This is a genomic window from Algimonas arctica, from assembly GCF_014652695.1.
Taxonomy (GTDB): Bacteria; Pseudomonadota; Alphaproteobacteria; order Caulobacterales; family Maricaulaceae; genus Litorimonas; species Litorimonas arctica.
In genome coordinates, this window is the sequence record NZ_BMZH01000010.1 from 75685 (window position 1) to 101357 (window position 25673).

At 54.7% G+C, this 25673-nt stretch carries 26 protein-coding genes, 1 tRNA gene and 1 pseudogene; 8 read left to right on the plus strand and 20 right to left on the minus strand.

Annotated features, from left to right (window positions below):
• The first annotated feature begins 49 nt into the window (after positions 1-49).
• Positions 50-2743: an SEL1-like repeat protein gene (locus IE105_RS11640; RefSeq protein WP_189498656.1), complete on the plus strand. Its 2694-nt coding sequence runs from the start codon at positions 50-52 to the stop codon at positions 2741-2743.
• A 64-nt stretch (positions 2744-2807) separates the two neighbouring features.
• Positions 2808-3269: a GNAT family N-acetyltransferase gene (locus IE105_RS11645; RefSeq protein ID WP_189498658.1), complete on the plus strand. Its 462-nt coding sequence runs from the start codon at positions 2808-2810 to the stop codon at positions 3267-3269.
• A 66-nt stretch (positions 3270-3335) separates the two neighbouring features.
• On the opposite strand, the gene IE105_RS11650 is transcribed toward IE105_RS11645, so the two are convergent.
• The 6 genes from IE105_RS11650 to IE105_RS11675 form a co-directional block, all read right to left on the minus strand.
• Positions 3336-4622, minus strand: a complete 1287-nt coding sequence (locus IE105_RS11650) for an aspartate kinase (RefSeq protein ID WP_189498660.1) — start codon at positions 4620-4622, stop codon at positions 3336-3338.
• Positions 4623-4779: 157 nt separating this feature from the next.
• Complete coding sequence (locus IE105_RS11655; RefSeq protein WP_189498662.1) at positions 4780-6459, minus strand: alpha/beta fold hydrolase; 1680 nt, start codon at positions 6457-6459, stop codon at positions 4780-4782.
• 232 nt (positions 6460-6691) lie between these two features.
• Positions 6692-7174 carry a hypothetical protein gene (locus IE105_RS11660; protein WP_189498664.1) on the minus strand — a complete coding sequence of 161 codons (483 nt, stop codon included), beginning with the start codon at positions 7172-7174 and terminating at the stop codon, positions 6692-6694.
• A 169-nt stretch (positions 7175-7343) separates the two neighbouring features.
• On the minus strand, positions 7344-7769 hold the full coding sequence (locus IE105_RS11665; RefSeq protein WP_189498666.1) for a hypothetical protein: 426 nt from the start codon (positions 7767-7769) through the stop codon (positions 7344-7346).
• A gap of 114 nt (positions 7770-7883) precedes the next feature.
• On the minus strand, positions 7884-9437 hold the full coding sequence (odhB, locus tag IE105_RS11670; protein ID WP_189498667.1) for a 2-oxoglutarate dehydrogenase complex dihydrolipoyllysine-residue succinyltransferase: 1554 nt from the start codon (positions 9435-9437) through the stop codon (positions 7884-7886).
• A 76-nt stretch (positions 9438-9513) separates the two neighbouring features.
• A complete protein-coding gene (locus tag IE105_RS11675) occupies positions 9514-12474 on the minus strand; it encodes a 2-oxoglutarate dehydrogenase E1 component (protein WP_189498669.1) in 2961 nt (986 codons plus the stop codon).
• Between the two features lie 323 nt (positions 12475-12797).
• On the opposite strand from IE105_RS11675, the gene IE105_RS11680 reads away from it, so the two are divergent.
• Positions 12798-13151: a hypothetical protein gene (locus IE105_RS11680; RefSeq protein WP_189498671.1), complete on the plus strand. Its 354-nt coding sequence runs from the start codon at positions 12798-12800 to the stop codon at positions 13149-13151.
• Between the two features lie 73 nt (positions 13152-13224).
• On the opposite strand, the gene IE105_RS11685 is transcribed toward IE105_RS11680, so the two are convergent.
• From IE105_RS11685 to IE105_RS11720, 8 genes are all read right to left on the minus strand, one after another.
• Positions 13225-13671, minus strand: a complete 447-nt coding sequence (locus IE105_RS11685) for a Rid family hydrolase (protein ID WP_189498673.1) — start codon at positions 13669-13671, stop codon at positions 13225-13227.
• 181 nt (positions 13672-13852) lie between these two features.
• Positions 13853-14737, minus strand: a complete 885-nt coding sequence (gene sucD / locus IE105_RS11690; protein WP_189498675.1) for a succinate--CoA ligase subunit alpha — start codon at positions 14735-14737, stop codon at positions 13853-13855.
• 8 nt (positions 14738-14745) lie between these two features.
• Entirely contained in the window at positions 14746-15183 is a 438-nt protein-coding gene (locus tag IE105_RS11695) for a PIN domain-containing protein (RefSeq protein ID WP_189498677.1), read from the minus strand.
• 9 nt (positions 15184-15192) lie between these two features.
• Positions 15193-15456: a hypothetical protein gene (locus IE105_RS11700; RefSeq protein ID WP_189498680.1), complete on the minus strand. Its 264-nt coding sequence runs from the start codon at positions 15454-15456 to the stop codon at positions 15193-15195.
• Positions 15457-15493: 37 nt separating this feature from the next.
• A complete protein-coding gene (locus IE105_RS11705; protein ID WP_189498682.1) occupies positions 15494-15820 on the minus strand; it encodes a hypothetical protein in 327 nt (108 codons plus the stop codon).
• Positions 15821-15833: 13 nt separating this feature from the next.
• A complete protein-coding gene (locus IE105_RS11710; RefSeq protein ID WP_189498684.1) occupies positions 15834-16187 on the minus strand; it encodes a DUF6804 family protein in 354 nt (117 codons plus the stop codon).
• A gap of 10 nt (positions 16188-16197) precedes the next feature.
• Positions 16198-17391, minus strand: coding sequence for an ADP-forming succinate--CoA ligase subunit beta (sucC, locus tag IE105_RS11715; protein WP_189498686.1), 1194 nt, complete (start codon positions 17389-17391; stop codon positions 16198-16200).
• Between the two features lie 134 nt (positions 17392-17525).
• On the minus strand, positions 17526-17924 hold the full coding sequence (locus tag IE105_RS11720) for a DUF2306 domain-containing protein (RefSeq protein WP_189498688.1): 399 nt from the start codon (positions 17922-17924) through the stop codon (positions 17526-17528).
• A 147-nt stretch (positions 17925-18071) separates the two neighbouring features.
• On the opposite strand from IE105_RS11720, the gene IE105_RS11725 reads away from it, so the two are divergent.
• Positions 18072-18839 (plus strand): LytTR family DNA-binding domain-containing protein, encoded by a 768-nt coding sequence (locus tag IE105_RS11725; RefSeq protein WP_189498690.1) that lies wholly within the window; start codon positions 18072-18074, stop codon positions 18837-18839.
• A 308-nt stretch (positions 18840-19147) separates the two neighbouring features.
• On the opposite strand, the pseudogene IE105_RS15430 reads toward IE105_RS11725, so the two are convergent.
• Positions 19148-19708, minus strand: a pseudogene (locus IE105_RS15430) (GNAT family N-acetyltransferase).
• Positions 19709-19808: 100 nt separating this feature from the next.
• Here IE105_RS15430 and IE105_RS11740 point away from each other — a divergent pair.
• Positions 19809-19895, plus strand: a tRNA-Ser gene (locus IE105_RS11740).
• Between the two features lie 101 nt (positions 19896-19996).
• Here the strand turns inward: IE105_RS11740 and gpmA are convergent.
• The 5 genes from gpmA to IE105_RS11765 form a co-directional block, all read right to left on the minus strand.
• The gene (gene gpmA, locus IE105_RS11745) at positions 19997-20731 is read right to left on the minus strand and encodes a 2,3-diphosphoglycerate-dependent phosphoglycerate mutase (protein ID WP_189498696.1); all 735 of its coding nucleotides are present in this window, start codon (positions 20729-20731) and stop codon (positions 19997-19999) included.
• Positions 20732-20813: 82 nt separating this feature from the next.
• The gene (gene folE / locus IE105_RS11750; RefSeq protein ID WP_189498698.1) at positions 20814-21401 is read right to left on the minus strand and encodes a GTP cyclohydrolase I; all 588 of its coding nucleotides are present in this window, start codon (positions 21399-21401) and stop codon (positions 20814-20816) included.
• Between the two features lie 96 nt (positions 21402-21497).
• On the minus strand, positions 21498-21911 hold the full coding sequence (locus IE105_RS11755) for a DUF1499 domain-containing protein (protein ID WP_233354128.1): 414 nt from the start codon (positions 21909-21911) through the stop codon (positions 21498-21500).
• Positions 21912-21930: 19 nt separating this feature from the next.
• Positions 21931-22851: a YheT family hydrolase gene (locus tag IE105_RS11760; protein WP_189498700.1), complete on the minus strand. Its 921-nt coding sequence runs from the start codon at positions 22849-22851 to the stop codon at positions 21931-21933.
• A 200-nt stretch (positions 22852-23051) separates the two neighbouring features.
• Positions 23052-23519 (minus strand): GatB/YqeY domain-containing protein, encoded by a 468-nt coding sequence (locus tag IE105_RS11765; RefSeq protein ID WP_189498702.1) that lies wholly within the window; start codon positions 23517-23519, stop codon positions 23052-23054.
• A gap of 165 nt (positions 23520-23684) precedes the next feature.
• On the opposite strand from IE105_RS11765, the gene IE105_RS11770 reads away from it, so the two are divergent.
• Genes IE105_RS11770 through IE105_RS11780 form a run of 3 tightly spaced genes read left to right on the plus strand, consistent with a single transcriptional unit; the run spans position 23685 to position 25671 of the window.
• Entirely contained in the window at positions 23685-24452 is a 768-nt protein-coding gene (locus IE105_RS11770) for a hypothetical protein (protein WP_189498704.1), read from the plus strand.
• A 47-nt stretch (positions 24453-24499) separates the two neighbouring features.
• The gene (locus IE105_RS11775) at positions 24500-24760 is read left to right on the plus strand and encodes a hypothetical protein (protein ID WP_189498706.1); all 261 of its coding nucleotides are present in this window, start codon (positions 24500-24502) and stop codon (positions 24758-24760) included.
• Positions 24757-25671, plus strand: a complete 915-nt coding sequence (locus IE105_RS11780) for an alpha/beta hydrolase family protein (RefSeq protein WP_373299095.1) — start codon at positions 24757-24759, stop codon at positions 25669-25671. Before IE105_RS11775 ends, IE105_RS11780 begins: the two co-directional genes overlap by 4 nt.
• Positions 25672-25673: the final 2 nt, after the last annotated feature.

Below are 25673 nucleotides of genomic sequence, written 5' to 3' on the forward strand. Positions count from 1 at the left end.
GATTCGTATTTTCTAAGTGGCACAAGGATTGTGAGAGGACGTACGCGCTATGGTCAGCCGGGTTGCCGATGACTCTGCCAAGCCGACCAACCCGTCTGACGGGGACAGCAAGGCTACGCAATCATCACTCAAAGTCACGTCAGAGAAAACAGCGACACCCGCGCCAGAGACCCCGTCAAAAAAACCCGCCGCACCGCGTCGTCGGAAACCGACACCTTCAAAAGCCGCGCGTTCGAGCTCTCTCCAAACTGATCTTGATAAATTAGAAACCCGGCTCAATCGCGCCAATGGCGTGACACGCAAAAGCGTCGAGTCATTAGAAACAATCGTCTCGGCCCTCGAAGCCGGATTGAAAAAATCTAGCCGCGTCCAAAAAGGTCGCCTCACCCGCCACGTCAACGTCCTGACCGAACGGCTTGATCAACAAACGATCGATATGCGCAATGCGGTTCGCAGTGAGCTGAAAGCCGCTCTGGCCGAAGGCAGTCTCGCCGATCTCGACGCAGCCTTGGGTCGCGCCTCAATGCGCCTTGATAAGGCGGAAGTCTCGCAAGCGGACGCCATTGCGCGTGTCAACAAACATCTCGCCGATATTGCCCGTGCAATTGATGCGCGGATGAAAGCTGAAACGCAGGCCCGCCGCGATGAGTTAGACGAAGTCACAGAGACACTCACCACCGCTATCGCCAAATCCCAGCTCGCCGTTGAAAAACGTGTCGACGCCGTTGAACGTGATAGCGCCGCCGCGCTGAATAAGGTCGGCGATACGATTGAGAAAATCCACGCGGGATTGGAACAAAGACGTCAAACGTCAAGCAATGTCATTGTCGAAAAAGTCAATGAACTCGCGTTGCAAACACAAGCGGAACTCGACGCATATCAATCCAAACTAGAAACCCGACTGGTTGAAGTCGAAGCACGCCATCTTGCCGTCGGCACGGGCGCGGCGGAACGTGTTGTCGAACGCGCGCGTGAGGAAATCCGCCACCGGATTGACGCACTACAACAGCGTATTACAGAATTAGAAAGCAGACCCGCCGCAGCGCCTATGCCAAAGATGGCCGCCCTGCCCCCTCTGCCCGACACACCGCACAACCTGACGCCTGAAACGCCAGAGCCGCCCGCAATGGACGTTCCGCCCAACCCGGTCCAAGCGCTTCGAGATCGGCTGACATCGTTCCGCGGCCCCGCCGTCGTTGACTCGCAAAACCCTTACGCGGCCGCTTTGCGCGCCTCTAATGATATTGCCGACCCTGAAGAAACATTGACTCTCGACAAAATGGTCGTTGCTCCGACGCAATATATTGCTGAGCCGCCACAAGCCTTTACTCCGCCGTCCCCGGTCTTGCCCTTCCCCGGTCAGCCGCCCCATACGGGCATTGGCGCCCCGCCACTACCGCCGTTCAAAATGCCGTCTGCGTTACCGCCGCTGGGCCCTGTTGAAGACTTCGAAACCGCGCCGATGCCGGACACGGTCTATTCTAATCCGGCCTATGCCGAGAGCGTCAACGCGCGTGCCGGCGTGATGGCCCGCTCACACAATGACTCACCCATGGCGGTCCGCATCACTGGTGACAGCCCAAAACGTCGCTTTGCGCTCCCGACTTTCACGAACCGTAATCTGCGTGTCGGACTGATGGCCGCAGGCGCTATTTCTGTTGCGTTGCTGGCAGGTCGCGTGATCCTCGGCAGCGGCGATGGCCCCAACCCGAACGTAAATGGCGGCAACAATCAGCGCGTGGTAACGACCGAACCGACGACACCGTCAATGCCGTTGACCGCGATCAATGGATCAAGCGATGCCGCGGCTTTGCCGGAGCCTCTCGGCGTTGCCGGCGCAGCGGAGACATTGGTAACGCCAGACATATCAACGCTGCCCATCGGCTCTTATGCTGAAAACCAACCGGTCATAATTGACACCGAACAGCTCGACACTCTCGAAGCCGCAGTTGAAGCCAATAACCCGATCGCCCAATTCCAAATGGGCCTTGCCAAGCTCGACGCCGGACAAACAGACGAAGGCGCTGCGCTCGTTCGTCAAGCCGCCAGCGCTAATCAACCCGCCGCGCTTTACCGTCTCGCGAAGCTTTATGAAGCGGGCGAAGGCGTCCCGCGCGACGATGTGATGGCCCGGCAATTGATCGAACGTGCCGCGCGCGGTGGCAACCGCATCGCCATGCATGATCTGGCGCTCTATTATACCGAAGGTCGGGGCGGCGTTGATCTGAACATGCAGACGGCTAAATCTTGGTTCGAACAAGCCGCCCGTCGCGGTGTCGTCGATTCCCAATTCAATCTCGCCATTCTCTCTGAGAGCTCAGAAGTTGGCACAACGCCCAATATCGAAGACGCTCTGTTCTGGTATGCCATCGCGGCCCGTCAAGGCGATCAATTCGCCGTATCGCGGCGGGATGCCCTTCGCGAGACATTAAGCGCGGATAAACTGGACGCCATTGATAGCCGTATCGCCGCCTTTGCGCCGCGACAGATTGACGAAGGTGCTAACGGAATTTTCAATGATGTGCCGTGGGTCAAAACTTCGCAATCGACGAACCGATCCCAAGTCCGTGAAGCGCAATCCCTACTCGCGAGCCTCGGCTATCCCGTTGGCACGCCCGACGGGGTTATGGGCGCACGTACCCGCACGGCGATTGTCGAATTCGAACGCGCCAGCGGCCTCTCAGAAACCGGGACTGTCAATCGTGAGCTAATCAACCGCTTAGCCAATGCGGTCGGGACATAAACGGCGTTTTCGCGCCTCTTATGATTGATTGAGACGCGCAAAATGCCGTAAGCGTTGCCCTGCTATGGACCTTAAACGCGCCACAACTCCCGACGACATCGCGCATGTAAAAGCGCTCTTTCTCGACTACCTCCGCTTTATCGAGGCCTATCTCGGGCAATCTTTGTCCTTCCAAGGGACAGACACTGAATTTGCGGACTTCCCTCAAACCTATGACGCGCTGTGGTTGGCAACATTCAACGGCGCGCCCGCCGGGGCCGTCGGATTAAAACCGTTTGAGCCGGGCACAGCCGAGCTTAAGCGTTTATGGGTCACACCAGAAGCACGGGGTCACGGGATCGGAGACGCGCTCTGCGTGGCCTGTATCACTGGCGCGCGGGCGCACGGGTATCAGCGACTTTTACTCGATACGGACCGGGGCCTCACCCATGCCAACGGCGTCTATGAACGGCTCGGGTTTCGCGACATTGACCGGTATTATGACAATCCTATGGACTCGCGCTTTATGGCGCTAGACCTGCGCTAGACCGCGGCCCCGCCACAGGCGCTGACCCGATAAGTTACGATCAAAATCGATGGCGCGAGGTCTGCCTTAAGGCGCTGACACGCGCGGCGCGGGTGTCGTGTGCAGATCAAAAGCGCTATGCAACGCCCGCACTGCCAGTTCCGTATATTCGCTATCGATGAGCACGCTGATTTTGATTTCAGAGGTCGCGATAACCGAGATATTAATCCCCTTCGCCGCGAGCGCTTCGAACATCGTTTGCGCCACACCAGTATGAGAGCGCATGCCAATTCCGACGACTGACACTTTGGTCACGTCACGATCAAACTTGACGCCGGCAAAGCCGATATCTTGCTTAGCCGCGTCGAGCGCAGCCAATGCCATCTCCAGATCACGTTCACCGACTGTGAAGGTCAGGTTTGCACTATTATCCGACCGAGAAATACCTTGGACGATCATATCAACAATGATGCCCGCATCGCTCATCGCTTTACAGACTTTCGCGACCATGCCGGGTTTATCGGACAATTTAAGCAAGGTAATTTGGGCTTCGTCGCGACTATAGGCGACACCGGAAACGACGCGCTCTTCCATGGTAAGATCCTCGTGACAAACGAGAGTGCCGGGATTTCTTTGGCCCTCATCGGCCATCGACGTCAGCACCCGGATGGGTAGGTTATAATTCATGGCCAGCTCAACTGAACGGACCTGTAAGACTTTTGCGCCCAATGACGCGAGCTCTAGCATTTCTTCGAAAGCAATGCGGTTAAGACGACGCGCGTCGGGCACGATGCGCGGGTCAGTCGTGTAAATCCCGTCCACATCCGTATAAATATCACAGCGGTCGGCTTTCAGAGCCACCGCAATCGCAACAGCGGATGTGTCCGACCCGCCGCGCCCGAGGGTTGAAATCCGGTCATCCTTATTAATGCCTTGAAAACCCGCGACGACGGCGACGGTCCCTTGCGCCATGCTTGGCCCGATAGCGGAACTTTCAATCTCGCCGATCCGCGCCTTGCTATGCGCCATATCTGTTTTGAGGGGAATTTGCCACCCGAGCCAACTGCGCGCGGGAATACCCCGACGGCGCAAAGCAATGGCGAGCAATCCGGATGTGACCTGTTCGCCGCTCGAAACAATGCTGTCATATTCATCGGCAATGGCCCCGCCGGATTTCTCACCCGTGGGGTCCATATCTTTGTCGAGCGCATCGACTAGAGAGACAAGGCGGTTCGTTTCCCCGCTCATGGCAGAGACGACAACGGCGACTTCGTGTCCCGCCGCGACTTCGGCCGCGACCAGTTTGGAAACGGCACGAATACGGTCGAGGTCAGCGACAGATGTGCCGCCAAATTTCATGACAATGCGTCCCATGGGACGAAATCTCCTGCGATTAAGATCGCGGCCTTTAAGGCAAGCGACCGTCGAGCGCAAAGGGTAAGCCGGAACTATTTTGCAAGATTTGCCGTTAAAGCTCACAGCCTCGGCAAAAATTACCGAAACAGTGAGCGTTTAGGTTGGTTCAAGCCAATTACGTGAAGACATACTCGCCCGGTGCTTTTGACACGGCGGGATGTGCTTTATTGCCAAGGCTCTTCGGGGCCGCTTTCATTTCGCCCGAGCGTTCCGCAAGCCACTCGCGCCACGGAAGCCACCAACTCTCAGAATGGCTTTCCGCCCCTTCCAGCCAGCGGTCTGCCCGCGGTGGGAAATCTTTATTGATGAAATATTGCGCCTTCGGATTTCCCGGTGGATTCAGCAGCGATTGAATATGGCCCGAATTAGAGAGCACAAATGTCGTCTCCCCGGCGAATAGACGCACATTGCGGTAACACGCCTTCCACGGGGTGATGTGATCCGTCACACCCGCCAACATAAAGTTATCCTGCGTCACCGCGCTCAAATCGACAATATGGTCCATAAAGACTTCGGTTTTGTCTGGACGGAATGTGCGTTTCTGAAAGATATCGAGATAGTTGCTGTGAAGCTCGGCTGGGAGGTTGGTCGAGTCATTGTTCCAGAACAAAACATCAAACGGCGGCGGGCTTTCCCCCAACAAGTAATTATTGACGACATAGTTCCAAATCAGGTCATTCGGACGCATCCATGCAAAAGACCGTGCGAGATCATCCCCCGCCAAAATTCCTTTTTTCTTGGATCGTTTGCGCGCGCTTTCGATCGCGGTGTCGGTAACGAATAAGCCCACTTCGGAATCTGTTTTCTTACCGTCCAAAACAGACACCATCAGCGTAAACGCATTGATCCGGTCATCCCCCCGCGCCGCAAGTTCTGAAAGCATCAGCGCCATTGTCGTGCCGCCGGAGCAAGCTCCTGTCACATTCAGACGTTTTGAGCGCGTAATTTTGCGCACCACATCAGACGCTTCAATGAGTTCTTCGACGTAACTTTCCAGCCCCCAATGGGAATGCTGGCGGGTCGGGTTGCGCCACGATACGGCGAACACCTGAAAGCCTGATTTGACCAAAAAACGGATCATGGATTTATTCGGTTCAAGATCGACCGCGTAGAATTTATTGATCTGCGGCGGGATAATCATGATCGGGGTCTGGTGGACTTCATCGCTTTGCGGTTTGTACTGGATGACTTCCAGCATTTCCGTCTTATGAATCACGCCGCCCGGCGTATTCGCGATATTCTCGCCCACTTTGAATGGTCGCCCATCCACTTGGCTTGGCATCCCGCCATTATTGCGCAGATCATCATAGGCGTTTTTCAGCCCGTTCACGAGCGACATACCGCCCGTCTCATAGAGCTTTTTCATCGCTGCCGGATTACCGATCAACGAGTTTGTCGGGGCCAGCGTATCGCCGATCAGATCGGTGACAAATTTGGCGCGGGCCTTATCGGCCGGATGCATTTGGCTGTCATTGATCCAGCCATCGAGCTCGCGGCGCATGGCGAGCCAGCTTTGCAAACCACGTTTATAAATCGGATTTTTAGACCATGTTTCATCTTGGAAGCGGCGGTCTTTCGGGTGCGGCGCAAGCTCACTATCCCCTTTGACAATGTCATAGAGCTCTTTGCCATAAGCCCCGATATGTTTGGCAAATGGCTTGGGCTGCTTGGCCACATACCCCGCCATAATACCGAGCGATTTAACAACTTCGCCTCGACCAAATCCAACCAGTGTATTAACCGCGGTCGTCGTTTCAGCGGCTTGCTTCGCGACATTTTCTTTTTTTATAGCCATTCAGACGTCTCTTCCCTGTTCCCGACTGGTAAGCTTTAGCCGACACTGCCGTTGGATACAAACCTGCGGTAATCAACCCTGCCTCATATTGAAGCGTGAGTCTTGATCCGCGCATAAAAAAAGGCGTGTGCGGGGGAAGCCGCACACGCCGATAGACATCAAGTTTAAGTCACTCATCCAGGGAAATGGGAGGAGGAGAGCGACCTGCGCTATCGTCGTGAAGAAAAGCGCCTTAAGCGGCTTTCTTTTCTGTTGTCGCAGGCGTTTCAGCGACAGTTTTTGTGGCTTCAACTTTAGCAGCGGTAGCTTTTACAGTCGCTGTTTTCGCCATTTTGCGAGTTGTCGTAGCTTTTTTAGACAGCGCAGAGATTTTCTTGTTCAATGATGCGACTTCAGCTTCCAGCTCTTCGACGCGATTGTCGCGGCCACCGAAAGGAACGACATTTTTGACTGTTTCGACGCTTGTTTCGACCATGTCAGTCGCTTTAGCGCGTGTGTCTTTTGTCAATTCCAGACCTTTAGTTTCAAGCACAGCGCCTTTTTTGACGAGTGTGTTGAACAGTTCACCAGAAGCTGTTTTCAGTTGATCAGCCCGCATTTGAGCGCGCTCATAAGCCAGACCATACAGGCCGACATAGGCGAGTGCGCCTTTACGGATGTTAGAGACTTCAGCTTTTTTGGCTGTTGTTTTCTTCGTTGTTTTAGCTTTTGCCATGATTTTAGTCCTTTGATTGTTTGATACTGAGGCCGACGCGAACACCGCGCGGCTTCGTTCATGAAACCTATTTAGGGAATAAAATTAGAAACTGCCTCCTAACTCGTGACGTCGCGCAAAAGAAAAGCCCCGGTAAACCGGGGCTTCGGAGATTCTGCTGCGGCAGGCCTTAGCGTAAACGTCCGTTGACCCGCTCTCGTCGCGAGAACCAAACTTGCACGCAACCGATCAAGACCACTATCAGTGGCATCACCCAAAATGTTGACCCGCCCGCTTCGCGCAATGGCGTACTGACGAAATTGGGAATGAAGCAAACCACCGAGGCGGCCAGCGAAAGCCCGAAAACAGTGGCACTCAGCCCCCGTCTCGCGAGCAATAAAATAGCGCCAAGCAAACCGCCCCAGACCGCCGTGGCAAAAGCGGCAATCGCCCACGCCGGATAAAGATCGCGCACCGCCGCCATGTCTTCGCCATACATAACTACATATTGAGCGTCGGTCATCGTCACTTCGACGACATAGAGGTAACAACCGAACGCGTTCCAAATCAGGAACGCCGCCGCAATGACCCAGAACCAGACCGGTGGTTTTCTCATATCTCTCTCCCCAATATTTTAGAAAGAGTGCCAAAATGTCGTAGAAGAGTCGAGTCCGAGCGAGCCTCGCTCAATTCACGCCATAAAAAAACCCGGCCGAAGCCGGGTTGATGATTAGAGATCGAGCAGCAAGCGCTCGGGATCTTCGAGACATTCTTTGACCCGGACCAAGAAGGTCACGGCTTCTTTGCCGTCGACAATCCGGTGATCGTAGCTGAGCGCCAGATACATCATCGGACGGATGACGATCGCATCGTTCACGACGACGGGGCGTTTCTGGATCGTATGCATCCCCAAGATGCCGGATTGCGGCGGGTTGAGAATTGGTGAGCTCATCAGGGAGCCGTAAACCCCGCCATTCGAGATCGTGAACGTGCCGCCGCTCATATCATCCATCGAGAGCTGACCGTCGCGAGCTTTCGCGCCCAAGACGCCAATCCCTTTTTCGATCCCGCCGAGCGACAGTGTGTCCGCGTCGCGCAGGACAGGAACAACCAGACCTTTTGGCGTGCCAACAGCAATGCTGATGTCATAGAAGTTTTTGTAGATGATGTCTGTGCCGTCAATTTCAGCATTCACGGACGGCACTTCTTTGAGCGCCTGCACGACGGCCTTCACGAAGAAGGACATAAAGCCGAGCTTCACATCATGTTTCTTGAGGAAGACCTCTTTATACTTGGATCGCAACGCCATGATTTCACTCATGTCGGCTTCGTTAAAAGTGGTCAGCATCGCGGCTGTGTTTTGGGCATCCTTCAATCGACGCGCGATCGTCTGGCGCAGGCGTGACATCCGCACCCGTTCTTCACGTTCCCCGACTTCGCGTGGTGCGGACGGGGCGGCGGGAGCCGTAGAAACAGGCTTGGGTGCAGCCGCCACGGGCGCTGACTTTTTCGCCGCTCCAGACTCTAGCGCCTGTAGAGCGTCTGCTTTGAGGATACGGCCATCTTTCCCTGTGCCGACAATCTTCCCGACATCAAGGTCATTCTCGCGAATGATTTTGGCCGCCGCTGGCATAGGATGCGCGTCATCTGAGGCGTCGCCCGCGTCGGCCGTTTTCACGGGTGCGGGAGCCGCACTCACAACAGAGGCCGCGCCCGTCGCGCCCACACTCATACGGGCTATCGTCTGACCAATCGTTGCGATGTCACCTTCGGCGACAAGAATTTCTGTCAGCACACCCGAACTAGGCGCGACGAGTTCTTGCGCGGCCTTATCGGTTTCCAATTCAACCAGCGGTTCGTCTTTTTCAACCGTGTCACCAACTTGCTTCATCCAACTCGCCACGGTCACTTCGGACACAGACTCGCCAACATTTGGGATATCAATATCAATCGACGACTCACTAGACTCGGCTGGCGCGGCGCTTTCCGCAGGCGCGTTTGTTGGCGCGTCGGCTGGCGTGGCCGCTTTCGGCGCCGGGGCTGTGCCGGAGCCAGCACCCATCGTCGCGATCAAGGTGCCAACATTCACGGTCTCGCCTTCAGCGATGAGGATTTCGGAGATAACACCGTCCTCAGGCGCGACCAATTCTTGGCTCGCCTTGTCGGTTTCGATTTCGACAATCGGATCATCTTTTTTCACCGTGTCGCCTGCGGCCACCATCCACTGTGCAATGGTCACTTCGGAAACGGATTCGCCGACGTTGGGAATTGTAATATCAGTCATAGTCTCTGCTTAGGTCTCTGCGCTCATATTGCCAGAAAAATCATGGGTTGAACGTCAGCTTGGATGATAATGTCCGCTATTTAGCGAACACCCCGTCAATAATGGCTTGTTGCTCGGCTTTATGTTTCGTCGCGATGCCGGTGGCGGTTGAAGCGGCAGCTTTGCGGCCAATATAGCGTACGCGGCTATTTTTTGCCCCGATCTCAATCAGCGTTTCTTCCAATAACGGTTCGATAAAGCTCCACGCCCCCATATTTTTAGGCTCTTCTTGTGCCCAAACCATATCGGCCTGTTTGAACCGCGACAGTTCAATTTCGAGCGCATCATCAGGATAAGGATAGAACTGCTCGACCCGCAACAAATAGACATCATTGCGACCCAATTCTTCGCGCGCTTCGATCAGGTCATAATAAACCTTGCCGGAACAAACCACGACGCGCTTTATCTTTTTGTCTTCGACCAGTTTCACTTCAAAATCATCCGGGCGGAATTGGGCATCATCCCACAACACACGGTGGAAGAAGGTTTCCGCCGCCATTTCGTCCATCGTCGAAACACATCGCTTGTGCCGCAGCAGGCTCTTCGGGGCCATAATGATGAGCGGTTTGCGGAACGTGCGGTGCAGCTGTCGTCGCAACACATGGAAATAGTTGGACGGCGTACTAACATTGCAGACCTGCATATTGTCTTCGGCGCACATTTGTAGGTAGCGCTCAAGACGAGCAGAACTATGTTCCGGCCCCTGCCCTTCATAACCATGCGGCAGCAGCATCACGAGGCCGCTCATACGCAGCCATTTCTGTTCAGCCGAGCTAATGAACTGATCGACCATGACTTGCGCACCATTGGCGAAATCACCAAACTGCGCTTCCCAGATGGTCAGCGCGGACGGCGCAGTCATCGAGAAACCATATTCAAAGCCAAGCACGGCTTCCTCAGATAGATGCGAGTTTAACACCTGATAATATTGTTGGTCCTCTGAGAGGTGATTGAGCGGCGTATATTTTTCTTCCGTCACCTGATCAATGAAGTGCGACTGTCGCTGACTAAAAGTGCCGCGTTCCGAATCCTGTCCGGACAGCCGCACGGGGTGGCCTTCAATTACGAGCGACCCAATGGCGAGATGTTCGGCCAAACCCCAATCAATATCGCGGCCTGATTCGACTTTATCTGCACGGGCTTTGATAATGCGTTTGAGCGTTTTATGGATGTTCACACTGTTGGGAACGGTCGTGATTTTTGTCCCGATTTCTTTGAGTGTGTCAATCGGCACACCTGTGGCGCCACGGCGTTTTTCATCGTCTAGAGACGGCAAGCTGATGCCCGACCAAACCCCATGCAACCAATCAGGGGCTTTGGTCTCAAAATCCTTCGCCGCATCGAATTCGCCGTCAAGGAACGTGTAAAAATCATCGACCAGTTTTTGATGCTCAGCTTCCGTCAAGTCACCCTGGGCGATCAAACGATCCGCATACACCTGTCGGGACGACGGCTTTCCGTCGATGACCTTATACATTTTCGGCTGTGTGAAGCTTGGATCATCGCCTTCATTATGGCCGTAACGACGGTAGCAGACGATATCGAGAACAACATCCCGCCCAAACTTCTGGCGATACTCTGTGGCGATCCGCGCAGCATAAACAACCGCTTCGGGATCATCGCCATTCACGTGGAAAATCGGGGCTTGCACCATGAAGGCCACATCGGTGCAATATTCGCCGGAGCGATATTCGTCTGGAGTGGTGGTAAAACCGATCTGGTTATTGACGATCACATGGATCGATCCGCCGGTACGGTAGCCTGTCAGTTGGCTGAGCTGGAACGTTTCCGTCACCACGCCTTGGCCTGCGAAGGCGCTATCGCCATGCAGGATAACCGCCATCACGCGTTTCGGATTATGCGTCCGGAACGTGCCTGACATGGATTGTTGTTTCGCGCGCGTCTTGCCGATCACAATAGGCGCAACAACTTCGAGGTGGGACGGGTTTGGAGCAAGGCTCAGGTGAACCTTGTTGCCATCAAATTCGCGGTCATCTGACACACCGAGGTGATATTTCACATCACCAGAGCCGAAGTCTTCCGCACCCGATGTGACGCCGCCGAGGAATTCATAGAAGATCGCCGAATAAGGCTTCTTCATCACCGACGCCATGACGTTCAAGCGACCGCGGTGCGGCATCCCAATATTGATGTCTTGCAGACCCAACTGCCCGCCGCGTTTGATGATTTGTTCCATCGCCGGAAGCAGCGCTTCGCCGCCGTCCAAACCAAATCGTTTTGTGCCGGGATAACGCTTATGCAGCAATTGTTCGAAGCTCTCGCCTTCGATCATTTTTTGCAAGATCGCGAGACGGCCTTCTTTAGAGAAGCTGACCTGTTTATCCGGGCCTTCGATCCGTTCTTGGATCCAGGCTTTTTCTTCCGGGTTGGAGATATGCATGAATTGCACACCGATGGTGCCGCAATAAGTCCGCGTAACAAGATCCATGATCTGGTTGACCGTGGCATATTCCAGCCCCAACACACCGTCGATGAACACATCGCGGTCCCGGTCGCTTGGCGCGAAACCGTAGGTTTCCGGGTCCAATTCTGGGTGCGTGCCTTGCTTGCGCAGTCCCAGCGGATCAAGATCGGCAATCAAATGCCCGCGAACGCGGTAAGCTCGGATGAGCATCAACGCATTTAGCGAGTCTTTCGCCGCTTGACGTACGCCATCGGCGGAGAGTTCCGGTTGTTTAATCGCAATTTTTTTCTCGGCGGCCGCTGGGCTATCGCCCCAGTCACCGGTCAGCGCATTGGTCAGGTCACCATTCGGCGTTGGCGGCCAATTTTCGCGTTTCCAACTCGGGCCCGCCGCATTGCGTTTGGCGTTGGCACCGTCTTCGCCCAGCGTGTCGAAATAGGCGCGCCAGCTCGGATCCACGCTCGCGGGATTATCCGCATATTGCGCCTGCATCTGTTCCAGATAGAGGGCTGAGCCCCCATCGAGGAAATCCGTGTCAATAAAGGCTTGGTTCAGCTCGGTGCGCTTGGCCATAGTCGGTGCTTTTCGCTCTGTCATTTACGGCCGCTTAACCCAAACGGCCCGTCCTGTCATCGGACTGTAACGTCAATAGACAATGAATATCACCGGAGTTTTCAGGTAAATTCGAAACAGGCCGCCGCTTTCAGAGGGATCGACAGACTTTAGGCGCAAACATCGCAGCAACAGCTGATCCGCAGGCGCCTAAAGTCGTACAGAAACATATCGTTACAACGTTGAACCGTTTCTAAATAGCGCGTTCAGCGTCCCCTCAAGACACGCACGGCAAAGAGATGAAACCGGATCAACCGATCTGGGCCAAAAACAGGAGACGAAAAATGACCCGTTCCACCTCAGCTAAAACAATCGCTAAACGTGCCGCTCTGACTCTCGGCGTCTTGGGAACATTGATCGCGATTGCGCCTGCCGCATCTGCCGCGCCGTCAGCGCAGAGCTACAAACCGCAGTCCGCCGCGACCCTGATCGTCGCGCCGCGTACAACTGTGCGAACGCACAGGTCATCCCCTCAAACCGTGCACTATGTCCGGGAATTGCCGGCCCAAAAGCCAATGGTTATCAAACGCGCGGCCCCGGATCGTAAAATCAAACGGGTCGCGAGGCCGCAGATCATCATTGTGACACCGCCGAAACCGGTCAAAAAATCCGTCACGACACGATCTCGTCATCGGTAAATCTGCTTATAGAAAAGGCCACTCCCTGAGAGGAGTGGCCCGTTTTTCAATTGATTAAGCGTACCATCTATCTTCACGGCTCTGGCAGGTAAGCCGTCATTTTCGTTTCGATAATCGCGCCATCGCCCCCATAAAGCCGATCGACACCGATGAGGGTCCAACTCGGATAAGGCGCCCCAACACGCTCAGACTTAATGCCCCACAGCGGTCCGAGGTGGGCATCCAGATCGGTTGTGTAGCTGGTGACATCGACGACATCGGACCAATCCGCGCCTGACTCTGCCAAAATCATTTCAATCTCATCGAAAGACCGCTCGATAGCAGGCTCAATCGAAGTTTCGCCCTCGGCCATAATCGCGAGCACGCCCGACAGATAGAGCATATCGCCCGCCCGTGTCGCAGGCGCATATTGCAACGTCTCATACGTCTCCGCGAGAGACGCTGGAACAATCGTATCCAGTAACGACTCGGGCGACCGCTCTGCATTAATTGTCGTCGCGCAGGCGGACAACATCGTCATACTCAAGAGTGCGAGATATATAGGCCCTCGCCTCATACCGATTCCAAATGTCATGGACCTCATCCCCTGCAATGTGTCTCTGTGACTTTCTATCCTGCCTGCCTAACGACAGCGGCGATTACGGCAATAAAAAAGGCCGCCTTCCGGCGACCTTTCAAAACACTGTGTCTGATGAAATGATTTAGCCGTTCAAAACATCCATCATGGTCGTGCCCAGACGCGCCGGAGAATCTGACACGCGAATGCCGGCTTTTTCCATCGCTTCGATTTTGTCTTCCGCACCGCCTTTACCGCCGGACACGATCGCGCCCGCGTGGCCCATAGTGCGGCCGGGAGGGGCCGTGCGGCCCGCAATGAAGCCGACCATTGGCTTGGAGATGCCTTTTTTGGCCATGTGCGCGATATATTCCGCCGCTTCTTCTTCGGCAGAGCCGCCGATTTCACCGATCATGATGATTTGCTTGGTGGCATCATCATGGAGGAACAACTCCAAGCAATCGATGAAGTTGGTGCCGTTGATCGGGTCACCGCCAATGCCGATGGCTGTCGTCTGGCCGAGGCCGACCTGCGTCGTCTGGAACACGGCTTCATAGGTCAGCGTGCCGGAGCGTGAGACCACGCCGCAGGTGCCTTTTTTGAAGATTTTACCCGGCATGATACCGATTTTGCACTCATCAGGGGTCAGAACGCCGGGGCAGTTCGGGCCGATCAGGCGGGATTTCGAACCAACCAGCGCGCGCTTAACCGGGATCATATCGCAGACAGGGATGCCTTCAGTAATGGCGATGATGAGGGGAACCTCAGCCGCAATCGCTTCCATGATCGAATCCGCAGCAAAGGGTGGCGGCACATAGATAACAGACGCGGTCGCGCCCGTCGCGTGGACGGCTTCGGCCACTGTGTCATAGTTTGGCAGACCCAAATGCGTCGTTCCGCCTTTACCCGGCGTTACGCCCGCGACCATTTTGGTGCCATATTCGATGGCCTGTTCCGTATGGAACGTCCCGGTTTTACCGGTCATCCCTTGGGTGATGACCTTGGTGTCTTTGTTGATGAGAACTGACATAGAGTTTCCTAGTTGTAATCTGGATGAGGTTTGAAGGGATTAATGACACGCACCGATCCGTAATATTGGCCGTGATTGAGATATTCAGAATATAGGACAGGCGCGCCAATGGCTTCAGTCGCCGCAAGAATGGCCCCATCCCAATATGACGTCACATAACGCATGGATAACTCAATTCCGCGCATTACAACGGCACTATCGACGTCCGCACAGGGCTTTGCCGATAAAACAGACACCCAAGTCGCGGCTTCCTGCGGTGTGAGGGGGCGTTTGAATTTCTTGGCATTGGTCGCGTTGGTATAGAATTCTGCGAGGACCTGACCCGATGTTGAATAATTTTCGTCAGCCACAATTTTGCGAGCCTGCGTCCATTTTTCTGGGTCGGATTCTGCATGCAGGGCAGCATAGAGCAAGACATTCGTGTCGATCAGGCAATCCGGATGCATGGGCGTGTCTTAGGCTTTAAATCGGTCAAAGCGGGGCTCACCCGCGTAAGTGTCTTCACGGCTAAACCGGCCTTCGCCCATTTGCCCTTTGGTCTCGTCAATGAGCTTTAGAAGGGCTTCGCGCGCATCATCTTTGCGACGCGCTTTGCCGACATAGGCTTCGCATAACTCCCGAATAACCGCATTCATGGAGGTGCCCTGTTGAAACGCAGCGACCTTCATGTCGGCGAGCAGCTTTTCGGGCATCGCGAGGGTGACGTTCTTAGACTTCATTTGTTACACATATTATGTGTAACTGTGCCGCGCAACTCTAATCTGATCCAATGATCCGAACATCAACCACGTGTTCATCCGCATGTCGCACAACACATTGCACGTGGCGACCATCAGGAAGCGCATAGCCAAACAGGCTCTGCCCATTGAGTTGGCGAATGGTGGGGGGCGTGTCGGTGAGCGCGCCGATGCGGTCATTTTCAATCGCGGCCGCGCGGCAATTGGCATTTGTGCGGTCGAAGAAACCGGGCGGCGGGGTGATGACGCCGGAGTCGAGCTTGTCCGATGGGGACTCTGAGCAGCTAAGCAGAAACAAACTACCGAACCCGAGAAAAACAACAGTGATGAAAGCTTTTATGGTCAAAATCGCTTGAGACTTACAGGTCTGAATTTTCGGTCGCTAGATCACGCGTCATCAAGTGCCGAATAAGATAAAGACCGGCAAGGTTCAGAGCAAACCAGACAATTTTCGAGCCTAAATGTACCGGAAGAAGAGGGTTGTAGAGGATGAGACCAAGCAGGGTGAAGACGCCCACTCCTGAAAAGAGGAAGCGCCTGTTTTTGGCATACTCGCGCAGTGTGAGCCAAAGCAAAGACCCGAATATGATTATGCGCAAGACGGCGTAATAAACGTAGGGCAACGGCAGAACGCTGAGGCCGACAACCACAAGACAGGCGATGAATACCCATCTATGCGGTGTCGTTACCGGGATAACTGGCTCAGCAGACATGGATCGCAATCTAGCCGTTCACAGCTTTCACAATCTTCTGTGCCGCATCGTCGAGATCATTGGCGCTGATCACATTAAGGCCGGAATTGTCGATGATGGCTTTGCCTTCTTCGACGTTTGTGCCCTCTAAGCGCACAACCAAAGGCACTTTGAGGCCGACTTCTTTGACCGCGTCAACGGTGCCTTGGGCAATGATGTCGCATTTCATGATGCCGCCGAAAATGTTGATCAGGATGCCTTTGACCTTGTCGTCTGACGTCAGGATTTTGAAGGCCGCGATGATGTTTTCTTTGGTCGCGCCGCCCCCAACGTCGAGGAAGTTGGCCGGTTCTGCGCCGTAAAGCTTGATGATGTCCATGGTCGACATAGCCAGACCCGCACCATTGACCATACAGCCGATATTGCCGTCGAGTGCGACGTAGGACAGGCCGTATTTTTCGGCTTCGACTTCTTTCTCGTCTTGTTCGGTTTCGTCACGCATCGCCTCAATATCAGGGTGGCGATAAAGCGCATTGCCGTCAAAGCTGATTTTCGCGTCAAGGCAGTGGAGACGACCGTCTTCGGTCACGATGAGCGGGTTGATTTCCAGCATCGCCATGTCTTTGGCGAGGAAACCATTATACAAAATCTTGCCGAGTTTGCCGCACTGTTTGGCGAGATCACCGGAAAGGCCCAAAGCCTTTGACAGCGTGCGTCCGTGATGCGGTTGAAAGCCTGTGGCTGGATCAATGTCGAAATTGATGACTTTTTCTGGCGTGTCGTGTGCGACGCCTTCGATATCCATGCCGCCTTCGGTCGAGGCGATAAAGGACACGCGCGATGTTTCGCGGTTGATGATGATCGAGATGTATAGTTCGCGCTCAATGTCAGAGCCATGTTCGATATAGAGGCGGTTGACTTGCTTGCCGGCGTCGCTGGTCTGTTCTGTGACCAGATGCGCGCCGAGCATTTGCTCGGCATTTTCGACAACTTCGTCGATTGAGAACGCCAGACGCACGCCGCCTTTTTCGCCCGCGCTCTCTTCGATAAATTTACCTTTACCGCGCCCGCCGGCGTGGATTTGCGATTTCACAACCCAGAGTGGGCCGCCAAGTTTTTCCGCGGCAGCGCGGGCTTCACTGGCTTTTAAAATGGCGATGCCTTCGGAAACGGGCGCGCCGATTTCTTTTAAGACTTGTTTGCCTTGATATTCATGGATGTTCATCGAATGCGGGCCCATCAGTTAAAGGGAGGGGGTGAGTGGAGTCGCCGCCCTCTTACAAATGCACCCTGCCCCCCGCAACCAATAAGGCCCGCTATGTCAGCGTCACGCCCCACTTATTGTCAACGTGATGGCGCTTATCCGCCAAAAACCATCATCCACATCGTCCGACCGGGCAGAAACGAGAGAAACCCGGGGATGAGCAGCGCGCCAAAGAACAAGCCTTTCACGGCGCGCTTATGCCCCTTGAGATTGCCTTTGCGAATATAATGAACCGTTTCCCAAGCCGCAAAGAACGTCACGGGTACAAAAATATGTATCCAAGAGAGCGCCCCATCATTGATATAGCGGATGAAAATCGCGCTGGTTGCGGTGATCAGCATCAAAGCGAGAAACAGTTTTCCGATCATCTTATGTGACCGCGTTCCTTTGCGCCGGACAAACATGGCAATGCCGAGAACGAGGGACGTGAGCGCCGCCACGATATGAATTTGAACGGCGATTGGCAGGTCGGGGAAAATCTGAAGATTAAGCATCGTTTTTGTCTATCCTTAAACGTATCGAAGTTTCGTTGACCCTTTCGACACGACGGCTGATCCCGACACCAGCGTGTATGCACGAATTGTCGCCCCTGCTTCGTGAACCGACTTGAAAATCGGCGCCGTGCCGTTCACGTAGCGCGAATGACCGGCCCTAAAGCCCAGCAAAACAATGATAAAAGCGGATGGCCGACGCGAATCTTCGCGAACCGCGTCCTGTCCAATCTCGTCACGCCGGTCATCGCCGGGTCGGTTTTGACGGTTCTCGCACCGTTTGGCACGCATCGCCTCGATTTGGCGTGGCGCGCGCTCTATTGGGTCAGCCTCTGTTTAGCCGGGGGATTGGGCGCGTTGGCCGCGCATCAGCTTATGCTTCGGTTCAAACTTCCCGTCGTCGGCTGGCGTCATACGCTTGTGCAATCGTTCGGATCGACGGTTGCGGTCGCGCCCTTTGTCATCGCGGGCTTTGCGAATTACAGCCCTCGCGCCTCGGCCCTCACCCTTTTCTACATTTGGGTCATTGCCATTGTCATCACGGTCGTTGCGGAATTAGCCGGGCGCTCAGCGGCGAAAGAGGCGCTAAACGCTGAAGCTCGCCCCGCCCTGATGGACCGCTTGCCGCTCCATTTGCGGGATGCGGCGCTCTACGCGGCCATGTCGGAGGACCATTATGTCCGACTCCACACTAGCGCAGGCGATCATTTGATCTTGATGCGGCTCGGCGATGTGGACGGATTAGCGAAACCTCTAGCGGGGTTAAGCCCGCATCGATCATGGTGGGTCGCGGAACAAGGGGTCACCGAAGTCAGGCGCAGAGGCGGGAAAATGCTCATTGCGTTGAAAGACGGAACTGACGTTCCCGTGAGCCGCGCCGGCGCAGCGCGTGTCAAAGCGGCAGGGTGGCTGCGTTAGGGTAGAAAATGGTACCTGATGGTCAGCGGCTCAATCACAGGGGTCGCCTCAAGGGTTTCCGTCGCCGCAACGTCCGCTGAAATAAAATAGGTCGCCCCGATAATTAAGGCGCAGACGATTGCTGCATCGAGGACTAAACGTGTCCATCTTGAACGTACCAGTGACTTCATTTCAGTCTTTCGCGCCCCACGCCCCAGAAAATGACTTTGTCCAGATCGTAAACATTTCCTTACCAAAATTTCGGCGGTTAGTCACTGTCCTTTTTATTTGGTGGTGCGCTGTCACACTTCGGTGGCGAACAAATCGGATTAAAAATCCTGACCGTAAACATGACAAGGTTCGGTCAAGGCTCCTGGAATGCCGTGCTCCAAACGATAGAGTCGCGTTGAGCCTAAGGCCTCGGCTGTGCGTTCCGAGCCAATATTCCCCTCCGCGATAACATGATTGACGGACGTCCATCCCAGATCGTCGCGCACATAATCCAAACAGGCGCGCCCGGCTTCTTGGGCAAAGCCCTGACGCGTATGCGCCGGGTGGATCGTCCAGCCCACTTCGGGAACTGGCTAGCCTTCGGGAAACCACGGACCAACCCGCCCGACCCATTGCCCGGAAGATTTTTCAATCACGGAAAGAAAGGAATAGCCGCGCACCATATGATGGCCCAGCATCATGGCGATGGACCGCCACGTCTGCGCCCGGTCCATCACCGCCCCCGTCAGATAGCGCATGGTCGGTGCGTCAGCATAGGTCTCGCAGATCGCCTCAAAGTCAGCGTCTATATCTAAGGGTCGGAGGATCAGCCGCTCAGTTTCCAAGGTCGGGCCCAAAGCATGACCCAAAGATTGGATATCATTCTGTCTCGGCTGCATTTTCCGCGCCCCTGCCCCGTTGCCAAATCCGCACCGCCTCGCTAGAGCGCGCCGCCTGACCTGTCTACGGTATTACGACGGGCAACAGGTGATCTGCGAAGGTCAGGTGGCTGAGTGGTTGAAAGCGCTGGATTCGAAATCCAGTATAGGGGCAACTCTATCGCGGGTTCGAATCCCGCCCTGACTGCAGTTATCCAAGACTATTGCAATCACACGTGACGGGACTCCGGCAAAGCCGGACGTTAAGCCTTTGCGGCTGATAAAGCGCCTAAAGGCGCTCGAGGCCGATTAAAACGCTGGCAAATCCTTGGCCCGGTCAGCATCCAAATAGCGCGCGCTGAGGACTTTTTGGCCTTCACCGAGTTCCAACAGAAGCGGGTTTCCGGTTGGGAATTCGAAGCCCGGAATGTCGTCATCGGCGACGTCGAACAAATCTTTCATCAGGGCGCGCAGGCTGTTGCCGTGGGCGCTGATGATGACGTTACCGCCAGCTTCCAAAAACGGGCGGATCTGTGCGTTGAAATAGGGCAGCACGCGATCTGTCGTCATCTGCAGGCTTTCGCCGCCGGGAAGGATGGCCGGATCATAATGGCTATATTTCGGGTCATTGGCCGGGTGGTATTCGTGATCCGCGTCGATCTGCGGCGGTGGAATATCGAAGGATCGACGCCAAATATGCACTTGCTCTGCGCCGTGTTTCTCGCGCGTTTCTTCTTTATTCAAGCCCGATAGCGCGCCGTAGTGGCGCTCGTTGAGCTGCCACGCTTTGGTTTCTGGAATATACATTTGATCAATGCCTTCCAGCGTCATCCAGAGGGTCTTGATCGCGCGTTTTTGGTAAGAGGTGAACGCGACGTCGAACCGGATCTCTTCTTTGGCCAGTAAGTCCCCGGCCTTCTTGGCTTCGCGCACGCCTTGTTCTGTCAGGTCAACATCGACCCAGCCGGTGAAGCGGTTTTGCTCATTCCAAACAGACTGTCCGTGACGGACAAGAACCAGTTTGGATTTAACATTTTTCGTCATGGGGCGGCCTTCCTAATAATGGGGACCACTACGCCACTGGGCCAGTAATCGCAACGCCAACCGACGACGTAGCGGCTAAATTTTAGCGCGTGGCCGCATCCGCGGCATTGACGAGATTAAAGAACTCCGCCCGCGTTTCGGCCTGCAAAAACTGTCCGTTCAGCGCCGATGAAATCATCCGGTGCGGGGTCCGGATGCCGCGCATTGTCATACAGAGGTGTTCACCCTTGGCCATGACGGCGACATTTTTCGTGCCCAAAATCGTTTGCAAATCGTCGGAGATATCGGCGACCAGCTTTTCCTGTAGTGACAATGCGTGCGCATTTTTATGCGCGATCCGGGCAAATTTCGATAAGCCAAGCACTTTGTCATCGGCGATATAGGCAACCGACACATCGCACCAAAATGGCAACATATGGTGTTCGCACATGGACCAGACGCGCATGCCCGTCACAGCGACCATTTGGTTATGCCGGACAGAGTCAAACGTCGTTTCTAGCTTGCCCGGATCATATTCGATAAATTCCCGCCAAAAATCGGCAATCCGACGCGGCGTTTCGATCAGGCCTTCCCGGTCTGGGTTTTCACCCACGGCGATGAGAAGTTCCCGCACGAGGCTTTTGACCTTGGCGTGATCGACAACTTTGGGGGTACGGTGCTGATTTGGCATAATATAGATATTTTCTAACGTCCGACTGTTTACGCTGGAAGGGGCGGGCTTGGTTGTAAAATTTTAGTGATAGATCGCCGCACGTCGCTGACGGACTTAGAGCGCCTTGTGAAGCGCCTCGATGCGCTTACGGTTCGCGCCCATATCAGAATGACCGACCCGCGACGCGGACCGCACTTGCCAGACCATGCCGTCCCGTCGAAATTCGACATCATCGACAAAACGCATCAGGCCGCTTGTATAGGTCGCGCTGATATAATCATCGGATTCCGCTGTAATCGTTCCGCCTGTTTTGGCGACAGCGGCTTTCAACCCGTCTTTATCGGTCGGGAGCGGTAATACCGCTTTATGTTCATCTGTCCCTGATTCTGAACTCACACAGTTCGGTTTCATCGGCAACGGCGCAAGCCGCCCCTCAATAAGACCTTTGGCTTTGCCACGTTGGCTGAGGAGAGAGAGAATGATCATACCCGTAAGAATGACCGCAGGAATAAGAAACAACAAGCGCATAGCGCGTCTTTACCTGAAATCATCGCTCTGGAAATACCAGATCGGCAATATGTTCATCATACCAGGTCGGTCCCAAGAGCGACTGGAAGAACCCATTATGCCCGCCATGATCATGGATGATCATCCGCGAGCCAGGCGCGAGTGTCAGTTTGCGCACATCCCGATCCGGGATCACGCCGTCATCGCGCGCCGCGATAATATCAACTGGCACGGGGATTTTCGCTAAGTCATCCGGGTCAACCCGGTAGGCATTAAAGTAATCCTCCATGCGCGGGTATTTGGAATAAAGCGGCATGATCTGTTCGGTCAGACCCAACACGCGCTTATTTTTTAGCGCATCTGTGAAATCATACAAATGTGGATAGAGCGCTTGTTTCTTGCGCAAGCTCGCAGACCATTTTTTCAGGAAGTAACGCCGGTATAGATAGTTTGAATCCACAAGAGGGGCTGCGCCCCACGGATCAACGACCGGGCTAATCGCAAAAATGCGCCGCAATTTCGGAATCGCCAAATCCCGCAAAGACCGCGCTATCCGCAGCGCGAAATTCCCGCCCAGCGAAAAGCCGACGATATAGACAGGGGCTCCGTTTCCTAGTCGCGCGGCGTGACGCACCGCGTTAAAGACCTCATTGAACCGGGTTGAAAAGAACAGACCTTCATTGAGATCGTGACTGTCGCCATGATCGCGGTAATTGAGTCGAAACACGCTCGCGCCCTGCGCATACATATAGCGCCCGCAGCTCACCATATAGGTGCTGTCTTGTGATCCTTCCCAGCCATGCAAGAAGATCACGAGCGCTTTATGATCGGGATGAGGCGAATAGCTGCCCTTGAGCCGCACGCCATCTTCGCAATCGAGAATGACATCTTCGGCCGCATCTAGCATCCCGTTCGGCCCGCGCCGACGAAACTTTTGGCTCGCCAGCGCCGTCTGAACCATGCCCGGACGGAGCCAAACAGGTGGAGTGAAGGGTTTAGGAGGACGTAAAGACACAGATCAAAGGTATAAATCAGCTATTTTTAAAAGGAACCCGTCTGCCGCATAATAGGATGATCAGATGACAATCAGATAAGAATGGGGCGACATAAGACCCGTTTCGCCTGAGACCGCAAGCCGACACGCCGCGCGCCTTTCAAAGCCTAGCTACACAAATGCCGTTTTACGACAGCGCCAGCTTTGCCCATGTCGAGACGGCCCGCATAGCCAGATTTAAGCTGGCCCATGACTTTGCCCATATCTTTCAGGCAGGTCGCCCCTGTGCTTTCAACGATTTTGTTCACAGCGGCTTCAATTTCGGCGTCATTCATCGGCTTCGGCATAAAGGTGCGGACGACGACAATCTCCTCGCGTTCGCGTTCTGCCAATTCCGGACGCCCATTATCGTCATAAGTTTTCGCCGATTCTTCGCGTTGCTTGACCATTTTGGTCAGCATTCCGAGGATTTCGATATCATCGATGCCGCCGCAACGGTCGGCGGCGCGGGCCGCAATATCGCGGTCTTTGATCGCCGCACTCATCAGGCGCAAGGTCGACAAGCTCACGCTGTCTTTGTCGCGCATCGCCTGTTTCATGGCGGTGCTAATCTGGTCGCGAAGGGGTTCGCTCATGATCTCTCTCTTCCGGGACGTCCCGGTTTTTACAATAGGGGGATATAGGCGCGGTAAAACGCTCTGCCAAGTCACAGTCTCACGGACGAGGCATAGTGCCCTGACCGTCACTAGACTCACGTCTGGAAAGCGTTACCGTCATTTCAAAGGGGATGGGGGCGCATCATGTTATTGCGAAGCTTGACGAAGCACGTGCGCGACCAAAACTGGTTCGCGGTTGCGCTTGATTTTTTCATTGTTGTCGCTGGTATCCTCATCGCCTTTCAGATTGCCAACTGGAGCGCGTACCGAGCAGAGCGAGCACAGGAAATCGACTATTTGAGCGCTATGGAGCGCGACGTTGAGTATTCCATTGGCGTTTTAGAGGATTCAATTTGGAATTTAGAGAGCCAGCAAAGCGCGCGACAAGCGCTTTATGAGTTCCTCGCTGATCCTAGCGCCGATTTAGATCCGGATAAGTTGGACAGCCTCATCGCGCGCGGTGTGTTCGCTCTGGAACGAGCCGATATTAATCAAATCACATTCGAGACCTTAAAAAGTAGCGGGCAAATGTCCGTGATCAAAAGCTCTGAACTCCTCAAGGCCCTGCAGGACCTCAGTGCTGAGCTGGACGCAGCAGAAGTAGATAAAAATGAAGATTTTCAATTCGCCTTTAGGATGTCCGATCCACTGCTCATCACTGAAGGTGATTTTGACAACATTTTGATCAATGATTTGGGGTCAATGCACGATAAGTTGCCATGGATCACGAAGCAGCCCGGAGCCGGATATGACCGCGAATTTGTGAGGTCGCGATCCTTCAAGAACATACTTCTGTTCCGGACGCTTTTTGGGCAGCTGCGACTGGAAGGCTTGACGACCATTTTAGAGCGTCATCAAAACATACTGATTCTCATCGACGAACGGCAAGCTCAGTTGGGAATAGAGCCATGATCCTTCGCCGTCATTCCAAATACGTGAATGATCAAAACTAGTTCGCTGTGGGCCTCGATTTTTTCATTGTTGAGTTCGGCGTTTTTATCGGCCTCCAAGTCAACAACTGGAATGAAGCGCGCACAGACCGCGACCTAATCGATCGTTATGAAACGCAATTGGTCGATAATATCCGCTCGGACATCACCGATATTGAAACGGGCATACGCACGAGCGTGCGGCATTATTGCGGCACGCTCCTTATGACTTTGCGACAGCTGACACGCCCCGCGAAAGACACGACACAAACGATGAGGGTTTATCCATGAATATGAAACCAACCTTACTCTGCTCGGCATTCGGACTGGCAGCCTTGTCACTGGCCGGATGTGTCTCATCTTCGACACTCGCGTCCGACCCCCTTCAGCGCGACCCTGTGGCCATTGATACGGCCAACCCGCCGGTCTTGGCCGAGGTTAATTTTGACAGTGAGGGCGACCGTCTCAACGGGATTTTATATCAAGCCAATGGCCTCGGGCCGCACCCGACCGTGGTGTTGCTGCATGGCTATCCGGGGAATGAAAAGAACCTTGATCTGGCCCAATCCCTGCGGCGCGCCGGCTACAATGTGCTGTTTTTCCACTACCGCGGGGCGTGGGGGAGCGGCGGCGATTTTTCCTTCACCCATGTGGTCGAGGACGTTGCTAGCGCGGTGACATTCTTACGCCAGAACGCGGATGACTACCGTGTCGATCCTGACCGCCTTCTGATCATTGGTCATTCGATGGGCGGGTTTGCGGCCCTGCAAGGCGCCGCGCACGATGAGGCGCTCAAATGCGTGGCCGGCATTGCGCCCGCAGATTTCGGGCGTGTCGCCGATATTATGATGGCCGATGCTGACTTTGCGCGCGGCATCGCAGCGGGGGCCGATGCGCTGCCGATGTTAAATGGATGGTCAGGAGAGGCTTTGTCCGCCGATCTAAACACCAACCGCGAGGCGTACAGCCTCGTCGACCTGGCCCCAGCGTTAAACGGAAAATCTGTGCTGTTAATTGCCGGAGACACGGACACGACGCTCTCGCCTGAGGTGTTTCATACGCCCTTGGTTGAGGCCTATTCCGCGCAACCCGATATCACCCTGACCCATGCCGTCATCCCCGGCGATCATTCTTTTTCTTGGTCACGGTTTGAGCTTACGGACAGGGTTCTGAACTGGGCGCAAACATGTGAGAGCACATAATA

What these genes read in the sequence shown, in the direction of transcription:
- IE105_RS11760 (WP_189498700.1), bottom strand. Translation starts at nt 22,851, where the DNA reads ATGGTTCAGACGGCGCTGGCGAGCCAAAAGTTTCGTCGGCGCGGGCCG.
- IE105_RS11655 (WP_189498662.1), bottom strand. Translation starts at nt 6,459, where the DNA reads ATGGCTATAAAAAAAGAAAATGTCGCGAAGCAAGCCGCTGAAACGACG.
- sucD (WP_189498675.1), bottom strand. Translation starts at nt 14,737, where the DNA reads ATGTCAGTTCTCATCAACAAAGACACCAAGGTCATCACCCAAGGGATG.
- IE105_RS11640 (WP_189498656.1), top strand. Translation starts at nt 50, where the DNA reads ATGGTCAGCCGGGTTGCCGATGACTCTGCCAAGCCGACCAACCCGTCT.
- IE105_RS11675 (WP_189498669.1), bottom strand. Translation starts at nt 12,474, where the DNA reads ATGGCCAAGCGCACCGAGCTGAACCAAGCCTTTATTGACACGGATTTC.
- sucC (WP_189498686.1), bottom strand. Translation starts at nt 17,391, where the DNA reads ATGAACATCCATGAATATCAAGGCAAACAAGTCTTAAAAGAAATCGGC.
- IE105_RS11765 (WP_189498702.1), bottom strand. Translation starts at nt 23,519, where the DNA reads ATGAGCGAACCCCTTCGCGACCAGATTAGCACCGCCATGAAACAGGCG.
- gpmA (WP_189498696.1), bottom strand. Translation starts at nt 20,731, where the DNA reads ATGACGAAAAATGTTAAATCCAAACTGGTTCTTGTCCGTCACGGACAG.
- IE105_RS11650 (WP_189498660.1), bottom strand. Translation starts at nt 4,622, where the DNA reads ATGGGACGCATTGTCATGAAATTTGGCGGCACATCTGTCGCTGACCTC.
- IE105_RS11680 (WP_189498671.1), top strand. Translation starts at nt 12,798, where the DNA reads ATGACCCGTTCCACCTCAGCTAAAACAATCGCTAAACGTGCCGCTCTG.
- IE105_RS11720 (WP_189498688.1), bottom strand. Translation starts at nt 17,924, where the DNA reads ATGCTTAATCTTCAGATTTTCCCCGACCTGCCAATCGCCGTTCAAATT.
- IE105_RS11710 (WP_189498684.1), bottom strand. Translation starts at nt 16,187, where the DNA reads ATGTCTGCTGAGCCAGTTATCCCGGTAACGACACCGCATAGATGGGTA.
- IE105_RS11695 (WP_189498677.1), bottom strand. Translation starts at nt 15,183, where the DNA reads ATGCATCCGGATTGCCTGATCGACACGAATGTCTTGCTCTATGCTGCC.
- IE105_RS11755 (WP_233354128.1), bottom strand. Translation starts at nt 21,911, where the DNA reads ATGCGCTTGTTGTTTCTTATTCCTGCGGTCATTCTTACGGGTATGATC.
- IE105_RS11700 (WP_189498680.1), bottom strand. Translation starts at nt 15,456, where the DNA reads ATGAAGTCTAAGAACGTCACCCTCGCGATGCCCGAAAAGCTGCTCGCC.
- IE105_RS11660 (WP_189498664.1), bottom strand. Translation starts at nt 7,174, where the DNA reads ATGGCAAAAGCTAAAACAACGAAGAAAACAACAGCCAAAAAAGCTGAA.
- IE105_RS11665 (WP_189498666.1), bottom strand. Translation starts at nt 7,769, where the DNA reads ATGAGAAAACCACCGGTCTGGTTCTGGGTCATTGCGGCGGCGTTCCTG.
- IE105_RS11725 (WP_189498690.1), top strand. Translation starts at nt 18,072, where the DNA reads ATGACCGGCCCTAAAGCCCAGCAAAACAATGATAAAAGCGGATGGCCG.
- IE105_RS11645 (WP_189498658.1), top strand. Translation starts at nt 2,808, where the DNA reads ATGGACCTTAAACGCGCCACAACTCCCGACGACATCGCGCATGTAAAA.
- folE (WP_189498698.1), bottom strand. Translation starts at nt 21,401, where the DNA reads ATGCCAAATCAGCACCGTACCCCCAAAGTTGTCGATCACGCCAAGGTC.
- odhB (WP_189498667.1), bottom strand. Translation starts at nt 9,437, where the DNA reads ATGACTGATATTACAATTCCCAACGTCGGCGAATCCGTTTCCGAAGTG.
- IE105_RS11685 (WP_189498673.1), bottom strand. Translation starts at nt 13,671, where the DNA reads ATGACGATGTTGTCCGCCTGCGCGACGACAATTAATGCAGAGCGGTCG.
- IE105_RS11770 (WP_189498704.1), top strand. Translation starts at nt 23,685, where the DNA reads ATGTTATTGCGAAGCTTGACGAAGCACGTGCGCGACCAAAACTGGTTC.
- IE105_RS11780 (WP_373299095.1), top strand. Translation starts at nt 24,757, where the DNA reads ATGAATATGAAACCAACCTTACTCTGCTCGGCATTCGGACTGGCAGCC.